General features: G+C 74.4%; 14 protein-coding genes and 4 pseudogenes. 11 read left to right on the top strand and 7 right to left on the bottom strand.

Annotation, left to right across the window (positions count from 1 at the left end):
- Positions 1-67 precede the first annotated feature (67 nt).
- The 6 genes and pseudogenes from BJF88_RS20890 to BJF88_RS20875 form a co-directional block, all read left to right on the top strand.
- A pseudogene (locus tag BJF88_RS20890) lies at positions 68-1,195 on the top strand (glycoside hydrolase family 127 protein); the annotation flags it as partial.
- A gap of 152 nt (positions 1,196-1,347) precedes the next feature.
- On the top strand, positions 1,348-1,701 hold the full coding sequence (locus BJF88_RS20885) for a beta-L-arabinofuranosidase domain-containing protein (protein ID WP_255371664.1): 354 nt from the start codon (positions 1,348-1,350) through the stop codon (positions 1,699-1,701).
- Positions 1,671-2,033, top strand: coding sequence for a hypothetical protein (locus BJF88_RS20880; protein WP_255371668.1), 363 nt, complete (start codon positions 1,671-1,673; stop codon positions 2,031-2,033). Before BJF88_RS20885 ends, BJF88_RS20880 begins: the two co-directional genes overlap by 31 nt.
- A 62-nt stretch (positions 2,034-2,095) precedes the next feature.
- Positions 2,096-4,240, top strand: a complete 2,145-nt coding sequence (locus tag BJF88_RS01675) for a TIM-barrel domain-containing protein (protein WP_255371663.1) — start codon at positions 2,096-2,098, stop codon at positions 4,238-4,240.
- 188 nt (positions 4,241-4,428) lie between these two features.
- Positions 4,429-8,052, top strand: coding sequence for a LamG-like jellyroll fold domain-containing protein (locus BJF88_RS01670; protein WP_255371656.1), 3,624 nt, complete (start codon positions 4,429-4,431; stop codon positions 8,050-8,052).
- Positions 7,983-8,300: a hypothetical protein gene (locus BJF88_RS20875; RefSeq protein WP_075827505.1), complete on the top strand. Its 318-nt coding sequence runs from the start codon at positions 7,983-7,985 to the stop codon at positions 8,298-8,300. Before BJF88_RS01670 ends, BJF88_RS20875 begins: the two co-directional genes overlap by 70 nt.
- A 332-nt stretch (positions 8,301-8,632) precedes the next feature.
- On the opposite strand, the gene BJF88_RS01660 is transcribed toward BJF88_RS20875, so the two are convergent.
- The 4 genes and pseudogenes from BJF88_RS01660 to BJF88_RS01645 all read right to left on the bottom strand — a co-directional run bounded on the left by BJF88_RS01660 (position 8,633) and on the right by BJF88_RS01645 (position 12,556).
- Positions 8,633-10,114 (bottom strand): L-serine ammonia-lyase, encoded by a 1,482-nt coding sequence (locus tag BJF88_RS01660; RefSeq protein ID WP_075827504.1) that lies wholly within the window; start codon positions 10,112-10,114, stop codon positions 8,633-8,635.
- A 120-nt stretch (positions 10,115-10,234) separates the two neighbouring features.
- Positions 10,235-10,860 (bottom strand): annotated as a pseudogene (locus BJF88_RS01655) (DNA-3-methyladenine glycosylase I).
- Between the two features lie 104 nt (positions 10,861-10,964).
- Positions 10,965-11,759 carry a winged helix-turn-helix domain-containing protein gene (locus BJF88_RS22860; protein WP_369824435.1) on the bottom strand — a complete coding sequence of 265 codons (795 nt, stop codon included), beginning with the start codon at positions 11,757-11,759 and terminating at the stop codon, positions 10,965-10,967.
- Positions 11,760-11,830: 71 nt separating this feature from the next.
- Positions 11,831-12,556: a TetR/AcrR family transcriptional regulator gene (locus tag BJF88_RS01645; RefSeq protein ID WP_255371655.1), complete on the bottom strand. Its 726-nt coding sequence runs from the start codon at positions 12,554-12,556 to the stop codon at positions 11,831-11,833.
- A 253-nt stretch (positions 12,557-12,809) separates the two neighbouring features.
- Here BJF88_RS01645 and BJF88_RS01640 point away from each other — a divergent pair, with 253 nt between their 5' ends.
- A complete protein-coding gene (locus tag BJF88_RS01640) occupies positions 12,810-13,766 on the top strand; it encodes an ATP-binding cassette domain-containing protein (RefSeq protein ID WP_075827501.1) in 957 nt (318 codons plus the stop codon).
- On the top strand, positions 13,763-14,614 hold the full coding sequence (locus BJF88_RS01635; RefSeq protein ID WP_083648778.1) for an ABC transporter permease: 852 nt from the start codon (positions 13,763-13,765) through the stop codon (positions 14,612-14,614). The genes BJF88_RS01640 and BJF88_RS01635 overlap by 4 nt, the downstream gene beginning before the upstream one ends.
- Positions 14,615-14,657: 43 nt before the next feature.
- Here the strand turns inward: BJF88_RS01635 and BJF88_RS01630 are convergent.
- Both BJF88_RS01630 and BJF88_RS01625 read right to left on the bottom strand, forming a co-directional pair.
- Positions 14,658-15,673 (bottom strand): annotated as a pseudogene (locus BJF88_RS01630) (alkene reductase).
- Between the two features lie 126 nt (positions 15,674-15,799).
- Positions 15,800-16,003, bottom strand: coding sequence for a PspC domain-containing protein (locus BJF88_RS01625; RefSeq protein ID WP_075827500.1), 204 nt, complete (start codon positions 16,001-16,003; stop codon positions 15,800-15,802).
- A gap of 134 nt (positions 16,004-16,137) precedes the next feature.
- On the opposite strand from BJF88_RS01625, the pseudogene BJF88_RS01620 reads away from it, so the two are divergent.
- Positions 16,138-17,555, top strand: a pseudogene (locus BJF88_RS01620) (APC family permease).
- A 50-nt stretch (positions 17,556-17,605) separates the two neighbouring features.
- Here BJF88_RS01620 and BJF88_RS01615 read toward each other — a convergent pair.
- The gene (locus tag BJF88_RS01615; protein WP_075827499.1) at positions 17,606-18,814 is read right to left on the bottom strand and encodes a beta-ketoacyl synthase; all 1,209 of its coding nucleotides are present in this window, start codon (positions 18,812-18,814) and stop codon (positions 17,606-17,608) included.
- 138 nt (positions 18,815-18,952) lie between these two features.
- On the opposite strand from BJF88_RS01615, the gene BJF88_RS01610 reads away from it, so the two are divergent.
- Positions 18,953-19,480, top strand: a complete 528-nt coding sequence (locus tag BJF88_RS01610; protein ID WP_075827538.1) for a 2'-5' RNA ligase family protein — start codon at positions 18,953-18,955, stop codon at positions 19,478-19,480.
- Between the two features lie 93 nt (positions 19,481-19,573).
- Complete coding sequence (locus tag BJF88_RS01605; RefSeq protein WP_075827498.1) at positions 19,574-20,287, top strand: GntR family transcriptional regulator; 714 nt, start codon at positions 19,574-19,576, stop codon at positions 20,285-20,287.
- Positions 20,288-20,367: the final 80 nt, after the last annotated feature.

Raw genomic sequence — 20,367 nt, 5'->3', positions numbered from 1 at the left:
CGTCCGCACCCGGGACGACGGCGCGCCCGGCCCGGCCCGGCCCGCATCCCCCACCGAAGGACTCCTCGTGACCGACCACGCCACACTCACCACGCCGCCCGCACCGGGACCGGCGGGTGCCGCCGACGACGCGCGACGGGCCCGCCCCGTCGTCACGCCGACCCCGGGCCGCCGCGGGCTGGGCATCGGCGAGGTCCGCCTCGCCGGCGGGTTCTGGGGCGACCTCCAGGAGACGAACGCCCGCGCGACGTTCGACCACTGCCTGACGTGGATGGAGCGCCTCGGCTGGCTCGCGAACTTCGACGCCGTGGCCGCGGGCGGCACCGCCGACCGCGACCGCACGGGATGGCAGTTCTCCGACTCGGAGGTCTACAAGCTCCTCGAGGCGATGGCGTGGGAGCTCGGGCGCACGCAGGACACCGGGCTCGAGGCGACCTTCGAGCGCCTCGTCGGCCGGGTCGCGGCGGCGCAGGACGACGACGGCTACCTCAACACGTGCTTCGGGCACGCCGGCCAGGCCGGACGCTGGACCGACCTCGAGAGCGGGCACGAGCTGTACTGCGCGGGCCACCTGCTCCAGGCCGCGGTCGCTCGCGTGCGCACGACGGGCGAGGACCGGCTCGTCGAGGTCGCGCGGCGCGTGGCCGATCAGGTGTGCGCCGAGTTCGGACCCGACGGACGGCAGGGCATCTGCGGCCACCCCGAGATCGAGGTCGGGCTCGCCGAGCTCGGGCGCGCGCTCGACGAGCCGCGGTACACCGAGCAGGCGCGGCTGTTCGTGGAGCGGCGCGGGCACGGCACGCTCACGCCCATCCCGCTGCTCAGCCCCGCGTACTTCCAGGACGACGTGCCCGTGCGCGAGGCCGACGTCTGGCGCGGCCACGCCGTGCGCGCGCTCTACCTCGCGGCCGGCGCGATCGACGTCGCCGTCGACACCGGCGACGCCGGGCTCCTCGACGCCGTGACGCGGCAGTGGGAGCGCAGCGTCGAGCGACGCACCTACCTCACGGGAGGCATGGGGTCGCGCCACCAGGACGAGGGCTTCGGCGACGACTGGGAGCTGCCGTCCGACCGTGCGTACTGCGAGACCTGTGCGGGAGTGGCCTCGGGCATGGTGTCGTGGCGGCTCTACCTCGCGACCGGCGACGTCCGCTACGCCGACCTCATGGAGCGCACGTTCTACAACGTCGTCGCGACCTCGCCCCGCTCCGACGGACGCGCGTTCTTCTACGCCAACCCGCTCCACCAGCGCGTGGCCGGGCAGGACGTCGAGCCCGACGCGGAGAACCCGCGCGCCGAGGGCGGGGTGCGCGCGCCTGGTTCGACGTGTCCTGCTGCCCGACGAACGTGGCCCGCACCCTCGCGTCGTGGCACACCTACGCCGCGTCGGTCGACGGCGACGAGCTCGCGCTCCTGCAGTACGCGGCCGGTGAGGTCCGCGCGTCGCTCGACGCCGGCGGGGAGCTCGCCGTGCGCGTCGAGTCCCGGTACCCCGACGACGGCGCCGTGCGCGTCGAGGTCCTCGACGCGCCGGAGCGCGAGGTCTCCCTGCGGCTGCGCGTGCCCGCGTGGGCGCACGGGGCGACCCTCGTCGCGCCGGGACGGGACGCCCGTCCGGTCGCCCCCGGCTGGGCCGAGGTCCGCGGCGCGCTGCGCCCGGGCGACGCGTCGTGCTCGACCTCCCGACGGACCCGCGCCTGACGTGGCCGGATCCGCGCGTCGACGCGGTGCGCGGCTGCGTCGCGGTCGAGCGCGGTCCGCTCGTGCTGTGCCTGGAGTCGACCGACCTGCCGGACGGGGTGGCGCTCGAGGACGTACGCGTCGACCCGGCGGTCGCCCCGCGGCCCGAGGCCGACGGCGCCGTCGTGCGCGGTTCGGTCGTGGTGCCGCGTGCGGACCGGACCGGGCTGCCGTATTCGGGCGCGCCCGAGATCGCCGTGCCGCGCGAGGAGCTCGACCTCTCGCTCGTGCCGTACCACCGGTGGGCCGAGCGCGGGCCGTCGACCATGCGGGTGTTCCTGCCCACCCTCTGACCGTCACACCCGCCCGTCGCACCCGCCCGTCACACCCGCCCGTCACCGTCGAAGGAGACCGGATGAGCACCGACAGCACGCACAGCACCGGCAGCGCGGTGGACCAGCCGCCCGTCCACGTGGACGGAGGTCGCGTGGTGTGGCGCGGCGACGGGGAGACGCTCGTCGTCGAGCCGTGGGGCCGGGACAGCGTCCGGGTGCGCGCGACGCTCATGGGCGACGTCGTCGACACCGAGCACGCGCTGCTCCCGCGCGACCAGGTGCCGGGCGCGGTCGGGCAGGACGGCGAGGCCGGCCCCGACACGGCGGCCGACGTCCGGGTCGAGACCCGGGACGACGGCGCGACGCTCGTCGTCGGCGACCTGCGCGTCGAGCTGCGCGTGACGCGGTGGTTCCACGAGCCCGTCGGCTACGAGCGCTCCCGGTGCGAGCTGGCGTTCTACGACCGGCACGGCACGCTGCTGCTGCGCGAGCACGACCGCGGCGGCTCGCTCGACCTCGTCGCGCGCCGGTTCCGGCCGCGGCTCGGCGGCGACCTCGAGCTCACGGCGTCGTTCGAGTCCGACCCGGACGAGAAGCTGTACGGGATGGGCCAGTACCAGCAGCACGTGCTGGACCTCAAGGGCTCGCGTGTTCGAGCTCGCGCACCGCAACTCCCAGGCGAGCGTGCCGTTCGTGCTGTCCAGCGCGGGGGTACGGGTTCCTGTGGAGGACCCGGCGATCGGCGCGCGACCTTCGCCCGCAACCGCACCGAGTGGTACGCCGAGTCGACCCGGCAGCTCGACTACTGGGTGACGGCCGGCGACACCCCGGCGCAGATCACGCGCGCGTACGCCGACGCGACCGGCCACGCGCCGATGATGCCCGAGCGCGGGCTCGGGTTCTGGCAGTGCAAGCTGCGGTACTGGAACGCCGAGCAGCTCCTCGAGGTGGCGCGCGAGCACCGCCGCCGCGGGCTGCCGCTCGACGTGATCGTCGCCGACTTCTTCCACTGGCCGAGGATGGGCGACTACCGGTTCGAGGACGAGTTCTGGCCCGACCCGTCGGCGATGGTCGACGAGCTGCGCGAGCTCGGCGTCGAGCTCATGGTCTCCGTCTGGCCGCAGGTCTCGCTCGAGTCCGAGAACTACGCGCACCTGCGCCGCAACAACCTCCTCGTCCGGGCCGAGCGCGGCCTCGACGTGCAGATGTCCTTCGAGGGGCCGAGCGCGTTCCTCGACGTGACGAACCCCGAGACGCGGCGGTGGCTGTGGGAGACGTGCCGCCGCAACTACGGCGAGCACGGCGTGCGCACGTTCTGGCTCGACGAGGCCGAGCCCGAGTACGGCGTGTACGACTTCGACGCGTACCGGTACCACCGCGGGCCGAACCTCCAGGTCGGCAACCTCTACCCGCAGCTCTTCGCCCGGGCCTTCTGGGACGGGCAGCGGGCCGACGGCGAGGAGGAGGTGGTCAACCTCGTGCGGTGCGCCTGGGCGGGCAGTCAGCGGTACGGCGCGCTGGTGTGGTCCGGCGACATCAGCTCGACGTTCGACGACATGGCCCGGCAGGTCACCGCGGGCATCCACATGGGCGTCGCCGGCATCCCGTGGTTCACCACGGACATCGGCGGCTTCCACCGCGGGGACGTCACCGACCCGGCGTTCCACGAGCTGCTCGTGCGGTGGTTCCAGCTCGGCGCGTTCAGCCCGGTGATGCGGCTCCACGGCGACCGGCTGCCGTACGAGGAGATCGAGGCCGCCGACGGCTCGCGCCGCCTGCGGTCGGGCGGGCCGAACGAGCTGTGGAGCTTCGGCGAGGAGGTGTACAGCGTGCTCGAGCGCTACGTGCACCTGCGCGAGACGCTGCGGCCGTACGTGCGCGATGTCATGCGTGCCGCGCACACCGACGGCCAGCCCGTGATGCGCGGGCTGTTCCACGACTTCCCGGGCGACGCCCGGGCGTGGGACGTGGACGACGAGTTCCTCCTCGGCCCGGACGTCCTCGTGGCGCCCGTCCTCGAGGCGGGGGCGCGCGAGCGCGAGGTGTACCTGCCCGCGGGCGCCCGGTGGACCGACGCGGCGACCGGCGAGGTGCAGGACGGCGGGCGGACGGTCCACGCGGACGCGCCCCTCGACGTCGTGCCCGTCTTCCTGCGCGACGGCGCGCTCGCGCACGTCGTCGGCCGCACGACCGGTGCGGTGGCGCCCGGCGCTCCCACGACCTGAGCGTGCGGGCGCGCCCGCGCCCGCACGCCGACCCGCACGCCCGTCGGCGAACCGGTTCGACGACGGCCCTCCCGGCGACGACGCCCCGGACGGAAGGAGGACGCACGGCCCCGGCACGGGGCAGAGCTCGAACGACGACGTCCGAGCGTGCGCCGCACGGCGCGCGACGACCAGAGAGGTACTCGACGATGAGCACGACTTCCTCGCGGCGCTCGCCGCGACGGACAGCGGTCGCGCTGTCCACGACCATGGCGCTCACGGGCGGCATGCTCGGCGGCGCGCTCGCGCTGCCGGCGTCCGCCCAGACGCCCGAACCCGACCTGCACTACACGATGGACGACGTCGCGGGGTCCACGGTCCCCGACGCCTCCGGCAACGGCCTCGACGGCACGATCACCGGGAGCACCGCCGTGGTGGACGCCGAGGGCGGCGGCACCGCGCTCGACCTGGCCGGCGGCTCCGGCGGCGGCTACGTGACGATCCCGCGCGGCGCGCTCGCCGACGCGACCGACCTGACCGTGTCCGCGCGCGTGCGCTGGGACGGCACGGGCGGCGCCTGGCAGCGGGTCTACGACCTCGGCACGAACACCTCGCGCTACCTGTTCACGACGCCGTCGAACGGCGACGGCCGCCTGCGCACCGCGGTCACGACGAACGGGGGTGGCGGCGAGGCCCAGGTCACCGGCTACGGCCCGCTCGAGGCCGGCGACTGGGTCACCCTCACCACGACGCTCGACACCCAGGCCGACCGCGTCACGACCTACCTCGACGGCGTGGCCGTCGCGTCGGCGCCGACGACGATCGCGGCGCGCGACCTGCTGACGTCGGGGGCGACGTCGGCCGGCTACATCGGCCGGTCGTTCTACCCGGACCCGCTGTTCGACGGCGCGGTGGACGACTTCCGCGTCTACCGGTCGGCGCTGTCGGCGGAGCAGGTGGCCGAGCTCGTCGGCGACGAGCTCCCGACCCCGACCGGACTCGCCGACGACGCGTTCGAGATCCGCACCACGGTCGGCGTCGCGCCGGAGCTGCCGGAATCCGTCCGCGGCTCGTTCTCCGACGGCTACGACCGTGAGGTCCCGGTCGTGTGGGACGAGGTCGCGCCCGAGCAGTACGCGGCGACGGGCACGTTCACGGTGTCCGGCGACGCCGGGGGGACCCCGGTCACCGCGGAGGTGACCGTGCACCGCGGCGAGCTGCGCGTCGACCTCGGCACGGACACGGGCGACTTCCTCGGCGGAGCGTCCGGTCTGCTCTACGGCCTGTACGGCGAGGGCATGCCGACCGACAACCTCATCGAGGGCATGAACGTCCGCACGGTCGCGACCAAGGCGCAGGACGGCGCCCAGCACCCGGGTTCGGACGCGCTCGAGGTCGTGCGGCCGCTCGCGGACGCGACCGACGGCGACGTGTACCTGCGCGTCACCGACTACTACCGCGGCTTCCCGTACCAGTGGCCGGGCGACACCCCGGAGGAGAAGCTCGCCGACTACGCGCGCGTGCTCGACGAGCAGCTCGACAAGATCGGCGAGCTCGAGCCGGAGTACCGCGACAACATCGTCATCGAGCCGTTCAACGAGCCCGAGGGCAACATGTTCGGCACCGGCCAGTGGAGTCTCGACGGCACGTCGTGGCTTGACGACCCGACCGACTACTTCGCCGCGTGGGACGAGACGTACCGGACGATCAAGGCCGCGTACCCCGACATGCGCATCGCCGGTCCGGGGACGAGCGTCCTGTACGGGCAGGTGCAGGGCTTCCTCGAGCACGCGGTCGAGGCGGGCACGGTGCCGGACATCATCACGTGGCACGAGCTGTCGCACCCGCAGAACATCCGCGACTCCGTCGAGCGGTACCGCGGCTGGGAGGCCGACGTCTTCGCCGGCACGGAGCTCGAGGGCACCGAGCTGCCGGTCAACGTCAACGAGTACGCGTTCAACTACCACACGTCCGTCCCGGGCCAGATGATCCAGTGGATCTCCGCGATCGAGGACTCCAAGATCGACGCGATGATCGCGTTCTGGAACATCAACGGGAACCTCTCGGACTCGGCGGTGCAGCAGAACCGCGGCAACGGCCAGTGGTGGCTGTACAACGCGTACGCGCAGATGAGCGGCCACACCGTCGAGGTCACCCCGCCGTTCCCGGGCGAGAACTACACGCTCCAGGGCGTCTCGTCGCTCGACGAGGAGCGCGCCGTCTCGCGCACCATCCTCGGCGGGGCCGACGGCGCCGCGCCCGTCGAGCTGGTGAACGTGCCGACCGACGTGTTCGGCGACGAGGTCCGCGCATTCGTGCGCGAGATCCCGTGGACGGGCCAGCTCGGCGACTCCGAGCAGCCCCGCCACCTCGCCGAGCTCACGCTGCCCGTCGTGGACGGCACGGTCGTCGTCGAGTTCGACGGCGAGACGCTCCCGCAGCTCGAGGAGTCCTCCGCGTACGAGATCGTCGTGACGCCCGCGGGCGCCGGTGACTCGACGACGTCCACGCCCACCCTGTGGCAGGGCAGCTACGAGGCCGAGGACGCCGCGCACACCGGCAGCGGCTGGACGCGCAACGGTCCCGAGGGCTCGCCGTCGGACGTCGGCAAGTTCTACACGTCCGGCGGCTACGACGTCGGCGGCCTGCGCACGGGCTCGGACGTCGTGCTGGACTTCGAGGTCACCGTGCCCCAGGACGGCACGTACGACCTCTCGGTCTTCGCCAGCAGTCTCAACACCTACGGTCTCGTGCAGGAGCAGGGCCCGACCAACGTGTTCGTGCGCGTCGACGGCGAGCAGGAGCAGGAGATCTTCCTCCCGCTCGGCTACAAGTGGGTCGTCTGGGACCACTCCGACACGACCGTCGACCTGACCGCCGGCACGCACACCATCTCCCTCGCGGCGCAGAGCACGGAGGGGAACGGCGCGACCCAGGGCGACGCGATCGTCGACCGCATCACGCTGTCGCTCGCCAACCCCGACGCGGCCACGGCCGTCTACGAGGCCGAGCTCGCGACCACCGTAAGTGGCGACGCGCTCTACACGGCGCCCGCGGGCGTCGAGGCGGGCGAGATCTCCGGCTCGGGCGGCGTCGAGCTCGCCGAGGGCGAGACGGCGACGTTCTGGGTGTACGGCGAGCGTGACGCGGAGGCGACGCTCGGCGTGGACCTGCTCGACGGTGGCGACGGCACGCTCACGGTCAACGACCACGACGTGCTCGGGCTCGCCGACGGCCAGGAGGTCGCCGCGCACCTGCAGGGCGGCGTCAACGAGGTGGTCGTCACCGGCGGTGCGGACGGGCTCGTGCTCGACCGCCTCACCGTCGGCCCGGGCGAGGGCGTGCTCCCCGCGACCGAGTACCAGGCGGAGGACGCGGAGCTCACCGGGTCCGCCGCCGTCGTCGACCTCTCCCTCGCGGAAGGCGGCCAGGCGGTCGCCGGTGTGGGCGGCGCGCCGGGGAACGACAGCTCCCTGACGTTCACCGTCGACGCGACGGAGGCCGGGGCGCACGCGGTCGTGTTCCGCTTCTCCAACCCGGAGCAGGTGGACGGGACCCACTACAACCCGAACCCCGTCGCGCGGCACGCCGACATCACGGTGAACTCCGGCGACGCGCAGCGCGTGCTGTTCGTCCCGACGTTCCACGAGAACAACTTCTGGGAGCGCACGGTCGTGCTCGACCTCGCCGAGGGTGAGAACACGATCTCCCTGCGCTCCGAGGAGGCGACGAACTGGGACGGCGAGACGCTGGCGTCCGAGACGTGGCCCGCGGACTACAACCTGCGGGCGACGAGGCGCCGATCGTCGACCGCATCACCGTCTCGCCGCTGAGCGCGACGGCGTCGACGCCCGCCAGCCCCGTCGAGGTCACGACGCAGGTCCGGTGCCTCGCGGGCAAGGCGTACCTCGCCGTGCGCGCGACGAACACGTCCGACGCGGCCGTCCCGGTCGAGCTGTCGACCGCCTACGGGTCGAAGGCGTCCGACGCCGTCGCACCCGGCAAGAGCCTCTACCAGCGTTCGCCGTCCGATCCACGGACGTCGACGCCGGTGAGGCCACGGTCACCGCCGGCGGCGTGACCACCACGCACGCGTACGAGGCGGCCACCTGCGGCTGACCCGCCCGGCCGAACACGACGTTGGTGCCGTTATCCGCGGGATAACGGCACCAACGTCGTTCTGGGCGCGGATGGACAGGCCGGCGAGCGGGGCAGGGGGTGGGACGTGCCGGGTCGGTGGTGGGTCGTGGCGGGAGCGCCCGAGGAACGAGGGCGCGGATGGTAGACCCGGCACGTCCCACCCCCTGACGCGCGGACCTCCGCTGCGCTCCGGCTCAGCACTCAGCACTCAGCACTCAGCACTCGATGCTGGTGGTCGTGCTGGAGCCTGCGCTTGCTCCGCTGCGCTCCGGCTCAGCACTCGATGACGTTGACCGCGAGGCCACCCGTCGACGTCTCCTTGTACTTCGACGACATGTCGGCGCCGGTCTGGCGCATGGTCTCGATGACGGTGTCGAGCGAGACGACGTGCGAGCCGTCGCCCTGGAGCGCGAGACGGGCGGCGGACACGGCGGTGCACGCCGCGATGGCGTTGCGCTCGATGCACGGCACCTGGACGAGCCCGCCGACGGGGTCGCACGTGAGCCCGAGGTTGTGCTCCATGGCGATCTCCGCGGCGTTCTCCACCTGTGCCGGGGTGCCGCCGACCACGGCGCACAGGGCGCCCGCGGCCATCGAGCACGCGGACCCGACCTCGCCCTGGCAGCCCGCCTCCGCGCCGGAGATGGACGCGTTGCGCTTGTAGAGCGCGCCGATGGCGGCCGCCGTCAGCAGGTACGTCCGCATGGCCCGACGGCGGCGCTCGCCGTCCTCCGCGACGTCGGGGTGGGTGCGCAGGAAGTGCCGCCCGACGGCGGGGATGATCCCCGCGGCGCCGTTCGTCGGCGCCGTGACGACGCGGCGCCCGTCGGCGTTCTCCTCGTTGACCGCCATGGCGAACGCCTGCAGCCACTCGATGGACAGGTCGGCCGCGCTCGACGGGTCCCGCTCGAGGGCCTCCAGGCGCTCGCGCTGCGCTCGCGCCCGACGCCGGACCTGGAGCCGACCGGGGAGCACGCCCTCGCGCTCGAGCCCCGCGTCGACGCACGCGCTCATCGTGTCCCAGATGCGGTCGACGCCCGCCTCGACGTCGGCGGACGGCCGCAGCGCCACCTCGTTCGCCCACGCGAGCCGGGCGACGGACGTGCCCTCCCGCTCGCACAGCGCCAGCAGCTCGGCCGCGTTCGCGAACGGGAAGGGGACGCCCACGTCGTCCGCCCGCTCCGGGGAGGGGGCGCCGTCCCTCGCCGCGGCATCGGTCCGGTCGCCGGCGACCTCGGCGCTGCGCTGGGCCGCCTCGGCCTCGGCCGCCGCGGTGATCTCGTCCGCGGTGAGCACGAACCCGCCGCCGACGGAGTAGAACTCGCCCTCCGCGACCACCGCGCCGTCCGCCGCGACGGCGGTGAACCGCATGCCGTTGGGGTGCCCGGGCATGCGGGTGAGGGGCGCGAGGCGGACGTCCTCCTGCGCGACGACGACCTCGTGCCACCCGAGCAGCGGCAGCCGCACGCCGTCGCCGAGCTTCTCCCAGCGGCCGGGGACCAGGTCGGGGTCGCACGTCTCCGGGTCGAGCCCCACGAGGCCGGCGACCACGGCGTCCGGCGTGCCGTGCCCGACCCCGGTGGCTCCGAGCGACCCGCACAGCACCACCCGGACCCCCGACACGCGGGCGAGCTCGCCGCGGTCCGCCAGCGCGGTGACGAACGCCGTCGCGGCACGCATCGGCCCGACGGTGTGCGAGCTCGACGGGCCGAGGCCCACGGAGAACAGGTCGAGGACGGACACGTACGAGCTCATGCCCCCATCGTCGCACCTCGTCTCACGATGTGGGCGCCTGGGGGGTGCCGCGCGGGCACCCGGTCACGACGCCCGGTCACGACGCCCGGTCACGACCGCCGCGTCACGACCGCCCTGTCACTACCGCCCTGTCACGACCGGACACGTGGCGAGGTGGTCGTCGACGAGCCCGCACGCCTGCATGGCGGCGTACGCGGTGGTCGGACCGACGAACCGGAACCCCTCCTTCTTCAGCGCCTTCGACAGCGCAACCGACTCGCTCGTCCACGACGGCACGTCGGTCCACGAGCGCGGGCGCTCCGCGCGCGGGGGAGGGGCGAAGGACCAGAGCATCGCGTCGAGCGTGCGACCGCGCTCGTGCAGCGCGAGCAGCGCGCGGGCGTTGCCGATCGTCGCCTCGATCTTCTGCCGGTTGCGGATGATGCCCGCGTCCGCGAGCAGACGCGCGACGTCGTCCTCCCCGAAGCGCGCGACCGCCTCCGGGTCGAAGCCGGCGAACGCCTCGCGGAACGCGGGCCGCTTGCGCAGCACCGTGATCCACGACAGCCCCGACTGGAAGCCCTCGAGCGCCAGGCGCTCGTACAGCGCCTCCTCGCCGTGGACGGGCACCGCCCACTCCGTGTCGTGGTACTCCTCGTACAGCGGGTCGCCGTCGCGAAGCAGCGGGCTCCGGGCGGGGGAGCGGCCGGGGCGTCGTCGGGCGCGGCGAGCGAGGTCGTGGGCTCGGCGGAGGCGTCGGTCGTCATGGCGTCACTGTGCCGCGAGCGGCCGACACGCCACCACCGCCGCCGGGTTCCTGTGGAGGAACCCCTCGTCGTCCGGGGCTGTGCACGGTCTCGACGCGCGCGGCTCAGTCGTCGTCGGGGCGCGGGACCTTCACCGTCGCGATGGCCCGGAGCGCGGCGAGGTGCGCGTCCAGCGCGGTCCGGCCCGCGGGCGTCAGCCGTACCCAGGTGCGGGGCCGGCGTCCGGCACGGTCCTTGGAGAGCGCGACGTACCCGGCCGCCTCGAGGGTCGCGAGGTTCTTCGACAGGGTCGGGTCCGTCACCTCGACCGTGTCGCGGAGGCTGCGGAAGTCCGCCTTGTCCACACCCGCGAGCGCCGCGACGACGGAGAGCCGGACGGCGGACTGGAGCAGCTCGTCGAGGTCGTGGCGGGGGTGGCCGGCAGGCGTCGTCATCGGCTGCCGCCGGGGTGTGCGTCTCGGTGGCCGACGGCGCCGGCCACCACGCGCCGCGAGCAGGGGGAGGGCGCTGACCCCGGCGGCGGGGACCCAGTACGCGGGCTCGCCGGCCGCCGTCGGCAGCCCGACGGCGAGCACGATCCCGTAGACGGCGGCCCACAGCCCGGCGCCCACCCCGATGCGTCGTCCGGCGGCGGCGACCGTGAAGCCCTGGCGGCGTGCCCACGCCACGCCGACGCCGACGAGCGCGGCCCACGCGGCGAGACCGACGACCGTGCCGACCGGGCCGCCGAGGCCGATGAGCAGCACCAGGGCGACGCTTCCCGCCGCCCAGCCGGTGAGGTACGCGCGCACCCATCGCCAGGCGGCGGTGCGCGTGCGGGCGGCGAGGCGATCCGCGCGGTCGAGGTCCCGCCGGGGGTCGAGCTCGGGGTCCGGTGTCGTGTCGCTCATGCCTGCCATGGAAGCATCTACTTTCCATGTAGGCAAGTAGATACCCCGAGGAGAAGTCGTCGCCCGGGCGGCGCGGACGGTCAGCGCCGGGAGGCGATCCGCTGCTCGACGAACGCCGAGACGCCGTCGAGCACGATCTGCAGGCCGACGTCGATGTCGTCCTCCCACAGGTCCTCGTGCCGGGGTGAGCCGGGCGGCTGCGGGGCGCCTGCGAGCGCGGCGTAGAGCTCCGGGTACGCGTCGGGGCTCGCGAGGTGCGCGAGGACCGTCTCGAAGTCGTAGTAGGGGTTCGCGCGGTCGAGCGCGTCCGGGTCGAGCTCGGACTCCGGGGTGCTCGCCGGAAGCCCGTGCTCGCGCCGCACGGCGTCCGCTGCGGCGCGTCGCGTCTCGACCTGGACGCGGCCCTCGCCGAGCACGTGCTGGGCGAGGAGCCCGACGATCTGGAGCTTCTCGTCGACGGTGAGCTCGAGGTCGCGCAGGATCGAGAACGCCGCGTCGACCCAGCGCAGACGGTTCGGCCCGAGCTGGACCGTCGCGAGCGGCAGGTCGAGGAACCACGGCCGCGCGAGGGCGCCGTCGATCTGCGCGCGCGTCCACGCCTCGAGGCCCGCGCGCCAGTCGCCGTCGGGGAACGGGGGGAGCTCGAAGTCGGCCGCGGCGGCGTCGGCCATGAGCGCGAGCAGCTCGTCCTTGCTCGCGACGTACCGGTAGAGCGCCATCGAGGAGTAGCCGAGTGACTCGGCGACGCGCGCCATCGACACCGCGTCGAGCCCTTCGGCGTCGGCGACCTCGATCGCGGCGCGCACCACCTGGTCGATGCTGAGGGCGGGCTTGGGCCCGCGACGGCGGGGTGCGTCGCGCCGCCAGAGCCGCTGGAGCGTGGTGGAGGCCGGCGCTGCCGGGGTCGCCGCCCGGTGGCGGGCCTGTCGTGGTCGCACCGTCCTCCGCCATGGCGCCATCTTCTCCCGGGTCTTGACCGGACCTGCAACCGTGTCTACCGTAAACAGAAACGTTTTGCCCATAAACAGTTTCACCACGGCCTCACACGGAGGAGCAGCCATGTCCCCACCCCTGGTCCGGGCCACGGGCCTGCGCAAGAGCTATGGCAGCGCACGGCGACCCGTCCGCGTGCTCGACGGCGTCGACGTCACGCTCGCCGAGGGCGAGGTCCTCGCGCTGCTCGGTCCGAACGGCGCCGGCAAGACGACGACCGTGCGCATCCTCTCGACGCTCCTGCGCCCCGACGGCGGGACCGCGATGGTCGCCGGGTACGACGTCGTCCACGACGCCGCGCGCGTGCGCCAGGTCATCAGCCTCACCGGCCAGTCCGCGGCCGTCGACGAGAAGCAGTCCGCCCGGGAGAACCTCACGATGATGGGGCGACTCGCGCACCTGCCGCGTCGCTTCGTGCGCGGCCGGGTCGACGACCTGCTGCACGCGTTCGACCTCGGCGACGCGGCGGACCGCCGCGTCGGCACCTACTCGGGCGGGATGCGCCGCCGCCTCGACCTCGCGGCTGGCCTGCTCACGCGACCGCGCGTGATGTTCCTCGACGAGCCGACCACCGGCCTCGACCCGCGCAGCCGCCAGACCATGTGGGAGGTCGTGCGCGAGGTCGTCGCCGACGGCACGAGCCTGTTCCTCACCACGCAGTACCTCGAGGAGGCCGACCAGCTCGCCGACCGCGTCGCGCTCATCGACGACGGGCGCGTCGTCGCGGAGGGCGCTCCCGTCGAGCTCAAGCGCCGTGTCGGCGACGCGGCGGTCGAGCTGACCTTCACCTCGGCGGAGGACGTCGCGCGGGTCGGACTCGTGGGGGCCACGCCGGACGGCCGCGTGCTGCGCGTGCCGACCGACGGGTCCGTCGCGCACGTGCGCGACGTGCTCGCCGCCGTCGCGGCGGCGGTCGGGGTCGAGCCCGAGCGCTGGGAGGTGCGGGCGCCCACGCTCGACGACGTGTTCCTCACGCTGACCGGGCACGCCGCCCGGACCCGGGACGAGGAGGCCGCGGCATGACCGCCCCGACCCTGCCCGCGCCGTCGGGCACCCGGCCGCGCCGTCCCGCTCCCGCCGCCCGCCCGGGGAGGCACGTGCTCACCGACACGTCCGCGATGATCGGGCGCTCGCTGCGCCTCGTGCGGCGCGAGCCCGACGAGCTGCTCCTCGCCCTGGTCCTGCCCGTGATGCTCATGGTGCTGTTCGTGTACGTGTTCGGCGGCGCGATGTCCGTGGGCACGGACTACCTCACGTACGCCACGCCCGGGATCGTCCTGCTGTGCGCGGGGTACGGGGCGTCGAACACCGCGATCGCGGTGGAGCAGGACATGTCCGGCGGCATCATGGACCGCTTCCGGTCCATGCCGATCGCGAGCGCGACCGTGCTCGTGGGCCACGTCGTGGCGAGCGTCGTGAAGAACCTCGTGACCACCGCGGTGGTGCTCGGCGTCGCCCACGTGCTCGGCTTCCGGTCCGACGCGACGGCGCTCGAGTGGCTGGCGGCCGTCGGCGTGATCGTGGCGTACATCGTCGCCGTCACGTGCGTCGCGACGTTCCTCGGCGTGCTCGTGCGCTCGCCCGCCGCCGCCGGCGGGTTCGGCTTCTTCATGCTGTTCCTGCCGTACGTGTCGAGCGCGTTCGTCCCGCCGGGGACCATGCCTGCGTGGCTGCGCGGTTTTGCCGAGCACCAGCCCGTCACGCCCGTGATCGAGACGATCCGCGGCCTGCTCGTCGGCCTGGGCAGCGACGCGCAGCCCGTCGCGGACCTGGGGCCGACGGCGGCCCTCGCCCTCGCGTGGTGCGCGGGCCTGGTCGTCGTGTTCCTCGTCGGCGCGGCATGGGTCTTCTCGCGACGGCGGCGCCAGTAGGACGTGCCGGTGGTCGCCGCCGCCGGCCCGCCGGAGCGGGGGCTCAGGCGGCGCCCGCCGCCGGGTAGTCCGTGTACCCCTCGGCGCCGTCGGCGTAGAACGTGGCCGGGTCGGGCGCGTTCTCGCCCAGGTCCCGCGCCCAGCGCGCGACCAGGTCGGGGTTGGCGATCGCGGCGCGGCCGACCGCGGCGAGGTCGACGACGCCGTCCTCGACCAGGCCGACGGCCTCGTCGCGCGTGGTGCTCACCGCGAAGCCGGAGTTGCCGATCAGCGGCGCGCCGACGCGGGGGCGGATGCCCTGGACGAGCTCGCCGCCCAGGTCCCGGTGCAGCACGTCGACGAACGCGAGCCCGAGCGGCGCCAGACCGTCCGCGAGGCCGCGTACGTCGCGGCGGTGACCTCGGGGTCGGTCTCGACCGCGCCCTGGATGTCGTGCTGGGGCGACAGCCGGATGCCGGTCCGGTCGGCGCCGATCTCCGCCGCGACGGCGGTCACGACCTCGATCGCGAACCGCGCGCGGCCCTCGGGCGTCGCACCGTAGGCGTCGGTGCGCAGGTTGCTGGCGGGAGAGAGGAACTGGTGGATCAGGTAGCCGTTGGCGCCGTGCACCTCGACGGCGTCGAGGCCTGCGTCGACCGCGCGGCGGGCGGCGGCGGCGAAGCCGCGGACGACCTCGGCGATCTCGTCGGCCTCGAGCGCGTGCGGCACGGGGTGGTCCGCCTTGCCGGACGGCGTGCGGATCTCGCCCGGAGCGGCCACGGCGCTGGCGGAGACGACCCGCGCACCGGTGACGTCGGGATGCGCGATGCGGCCGCCGTGCATGACCTGCATCGCGATGCGCCCGCCCGCGGCGTGCACGGCGTCGGCGACGCGCGCCCAGCCGGCAGCCTGCTCGGCGGTCTCGATGCCGGGCTGGCCCGTCCACGTGCGGCCCTCGAGCACGGGGTAGGTGCCCTCGGTGAGGACCAGGCCCATGCCGGCCCGCTGGCGGTAGTGCTCGACGAGCAGGTCGCCGGGGACGCCGGCCCGCCCGGCGCGCAACCGGGTGAGCGGCGCCATCACGACACGGTTGGCGAGCCGGACGCTGCCGACGGTGATGGGGTCGAAGATCTTCACGCAGGTCCCAGCGTCGGCCGCCGCCCGCGCATTCCGTGACGCGCGCCACGGCCGCCGGCGTGGCCGGCGTCAGTCGCGGTCGTTCGGCATGAGGAGCCACAGGACCACGTAGGCGAGGACCTGCGGACCGGGCAGGAGGAGGGAGGCGACCGTCACGACGCGCACGACGGTCGTGCTCCACCCGAAGCGGCGGGCGATGCCCGCGCACACTCCCGCGATCATGCGGCCGTGGCGCGGACGGGACAGGGACGGGGAGGCTGCGGAGGTGCTCATGGCTCGAAACTACGGCGACTCCTCGTCCCGCGACATCGGGGTGTCCCCCGATCCGACCCGGATCCTCGGCGCCGGACGTCGACGGCCGAGCCGCAACGCGCGCGAGCGCCGGGGCGCCGTGCGAGCGTGATCGCGTGACCAGCACCGACGCCCCGGCCGGGCGCGAGGGGACGGACCCGGACACCCGGCTGTCCCGCTCCGTCGGCGGACGGCTCCTCTACCTGTTCATCCTCGGTGACGTGCTCGGGGCCGGCGTCTACGCGCTGGTCGGCGAGATGGCGGGGGAGGTCGGCGGGGCCGTGTGGCTGCCGCTGCTCGTCGCGCTCGGCCTCGCGCTGCTCACCGCCGGCTCGTACGCGGAGCTCGTCACCAAGTACCCGCGCGCCGGCGGTGCTGCGGTGTTCGCCGACCGCGCGTTCCGCAGCCCCCTCGTGTCGTTCCTCGTGGGCTTCTCGATGCTCGCCGCCGGCGTGACGAGCGCCGCGGGGCTGTCGCTCGCGTTCGCGGGCGACTACTTCGCGACGTTCGTCGACGCGCCCGACCGCCTCGTCGCGGTGCTGTTCCTCGCCGCCGTGGCCGCGCTCAACGCGCGCGGCATCAAGGAGTCGCTGCGCGCCAACGTCGCCATGACCGCGATCGAGCTGTCCGGCCTCGTGCTGGTCGTCGTGCTCGCCGCCGTCGTGCTCGGCCGGGGGGAGGGCGAGCCGGCGCGCGTCACGCAGTTCGCCGAGGGGACGACGCCGGCCCTGGCCGTCCTCGCCGCAGCCATTCTCGCGTACTACTCCTTCGTCGGGTTCGAGACGTCGGCCAACCTGGCCGAGGAGGTGCGCGACGTACGCCGCGCCTACCCGCGCGCCCTGTTCGGGGCGCTGATCACCGCGGGGGTCGTCTACGTCGCGGTCGGATCGCCGCGGTCGCCGTCGTCGCGCCCGACACGCTCGCCGGCTCGACGGGCCCGCTGCTCGAGGTCGTCGACGCCGAGGGCTCGGTGCCGCAGTGGGTGTTCTCCCTCATCGCCCTCGTCGCCGTCGCCAACGGTGCGTTGCTCACCATGATCATGGCGAGCCGGCTCGCGTACGGCATGGCCGAGCAGGGCATCCTGCCGTCCGCGCTCGGCCGCGTGCTGCCCGGCCGACGCACCCCGTGGGTCGCGATCGTCGCGACGACCCTCGTCGCGATGGGACTCGTCTTCACGGGCGACGTCGCGGCGCTCGCCGAGACCGTGGTCCTGCTCCTGCTCGTCGTGTTCGCGGCCGTCAACGTCGCGGTGCTCGTGCTGCGGCGCGAGCACGTGGACGAGCCCCACTTCCGCGTCGCCACGGTCGTGCCCGTCCTCGGCGTGGCCTCCTGCGTGCTGCTGCTCAGCCAGCAGGACGCGGCCACGTGGCTGCGGGCCGGCATCCTGCTCGCCGTCGGCGTCGTGCTCTACGCGGTGGTGCGCTGGACGGGCGGGGGCCGCGGCAGGCGCGCTCCCGACCGCGACGGGGCGGGCGACACGACGGCGGGCGACACGACGACGGGCGACGCGAGGGCGGGCGACGCGCGCGCCTGACGGCCCGCGACCCACGGCCGGTCGCGCCGTCGGGCGGACGCCGGCGCGTCTCAGGCGCGCGACACCACGACCGCCGCGCTGTGCCCGCCGAACCCGAACGCGTTGACGAGCGCGTGCTCCGCGGTCGTCGGGCGCGCCGCGCCGGTGACGACGTCGAGGTCGACCCCCGGGTCCTGCTCGTCGACGTTGAGCGTCGGCGGGACGCGGCCCTCGCGCAGCGCACCCAGGGCGGCGACGATCCCGAGCGACCCCGCCGCGCCGAGCAGGTGACCGGTCGCGCCCTTCGTCGACGTGACGGGCGGCGGCGACGGGAGCGCGGCCCGGATGGCGGCGGCCTCCGCGAGGTCCCCCGCGGGCGTCGAGGTGGCGTGCGCGTGCACGAACCCCATGTCGGCGGGCGCCAGGCCGGCCGACCGGAGGGCGAGGGTGATGGTGCGCGCCTGGTTCTCCGGGTCGCCGCCGACGATGTCGAACGCGTCCGACGTCACGGCCGCACCGGCGATCGCGCCGAGCACGCGCGCCCCGCGCGCCCGCGCATGGCTCTCGCGCTCGAGCACGACGAGCGCGCACCCCTCGCTCATGACGAACCCGTCGCGTCCGACGTCGAACGGGCGCGACGCCCGCTCGGGCTCGTCGTTGCGCGTCGACAGGGCGCGCGCCTGGGCGAACGCCGCGAGGGAGAACGGCAGCACCCCGGCCTCCACGCCCCCGCACACGACGACGTCCGCCGACCCGGCGAGGATCATCTCTCGACCGGTCGCGATCGCCTCCGCGCCCGCCGCGCACGCGCTGATCGGTGCCCGCGCGCCCGCCTTCGCGCCGAGGTCGATCGACAGCCACGCCGCCGGACCGTTCGACATGAGCATCGTCACCGTGTGCGGCGACACGCGCCGGTGCCCGCGGGTCTCCAGCACGCGGCTCTGCTCCAGGGTCGTCGCGATACCGCCGTTGGCGGAGCCGATGACGACCGCGACGCGCTCCGGGTCGGCGTCGGGGCTGCCGGCGTCCGCCCACGCCTCGCGTCCCGCGACGAGCGCCAGCTGCTCCGCGCGGTCCGTACGACGCAGCTCACGCACCGCGAGGGCGTCGGCGAACGCGTCGTCCACCCGCCCCGCGATGCGCACGGGCAGCTCCTGCGCCCAGTCGTCCTTGATCGAGGCGATCCCGCTCGCGCCCTCGACCAGCGCGCCCCACGTCGATCCTGCCGTGACACCCATCGGCGTCACCGCACCGACCCCCGACACCACGACACGATCCATCCGGCACCCCCTGCGAGCCCCGGGTCCCGCCCTGCACGGGACCTGCTGGCACAACTGTGCCTCATCCGGGTGAAGTTCAGGTTTCGGCCGGCGCTCGCGGAACGGTGGGAGCGGGGTCCGTGGCCCATGCTGTGGGGGATGACACAGACCGTGGAGTGGCTGTTCGACGCCCGCGGCGAGGCGTGGGTCCGGGACTACTGGGACCTCATGACGTCCGCCGGGCTCGCGAGCCTCGCGCTGCACACCTCGCCGTCGAACCGGCCGCACCTGACCGCGGTCGTGTGCCGGGCGCTGAACGACGACGCGGCCGACCGGCTCGAGTCCGCCGTCCGGCGCGCCGACCCCCGGCTCACCGGGCGCGAGACCCGCGTCGACGGCCTCGTGCTCCTCGGCGGGCGGCGGCGCCGCGCGCTCGCCCTGCACGTCGTGCCCGACGTCGGCCTGCTCACCGCCCAGGCGTGGCTCCGCGAGCACCTCGTGCGGTCCGAGCCCGGCGAGCTCACCGAGCCCGGACGCTGGACGCCGCACGTGTCCCTCGCCCGCCGCGTCGCCGACGACCAGCTCGGCCCCGGCGTCGCCGCGCTCGGCGAGCTCGCGCGGCGGCCCCTGCGCCTCGCCCGCCTGCGGGTGTTCGACGACGAGCGCGGCGTCCTCTGGGAGGGCTGATCCCGTCACACGACGGACACACGCGCGTGATTGGATACATCCGCCACGCTCTCCCGCGCGGCGACGAAGCGCCATCCCTCTGCGAGGAGACCCATGACGACGACGAAGGCGAGGGACGGCGCCGCACTGGTCGACGGCCTCGCCGCCCGGATCCGCGACCAGATCCTCTCCGGCGAGATCCCGGTCGGCCAGCCGTTGCGTCAGGCGGACCTCGCCGAGCAGTTCGGGACGAGCCGCACGCCGGTGCGAGAGGCCCTGCGCCAGCTCCAGACGAGCGGTCTCATCGAGATCCACCCCCACCGTGGCGCCGTGGTGCGCGTCCCCGTCCCGTGGGAGGTGCGCGAGACGTACGAGGTCCGTGCCGAGCTCGAGGCGCTCGCCGCCCGCCGGGCGGCGACGCGGCTGTCGGCCCGCACCATCGCCATGATGCGGGAGTCCAACGACGCGCTCTACGACCTGGCTCGCACGGCAGCGGAGCGCTCGACGCCGATGCGGGTGCGCGAGCTCGACGCCGCGAACGACTACGCGCTGCACTCCACGATCCACGAGGCCGCGAACAACGGACGCCTCCAGCGGCTGCTCAACGACATCCTGCTGTCCTACCCGCGCAACGTGCCGGCGATGCTGCTGCGCGAGAACGCGAAGCACCGCGAGGGCAACCACCGCGAGCACGTGGAGATCATCGACGCGCTCGCCGCGGAGGACGGCGACCTCGCGGCGCGTCTCATGCGCCGCCACGTGCTCAACGTCGGCGAGCAGGTCGCGCGCTGGTACGAGCTGAGGTCGTCCACGACGATCCGGGGCTGACCCGACAGGGCGCGGTTTCGCCGGGCGGGCCCCGCGGCCGTACTGTTGGATCCAATCTAGTGCGTATTGGATACGCGCTT

Source organism: Cellulosimicrobium sp. CUA-896, from assembly GCF_001942335.1.
In the GTDB taxonomy this organism is placed as follows: domain Bacteria; phylum Actinomycetota; class Actinomycetes; order Actinomycetales; family Cellulomonadaceae; genus Cellulosimicrobium.
The sequence above is the reverse complement of the archived record's forward strand: the minus strand, read 5'-3'. Positions and strand labels throughout refer to the sequence as shown.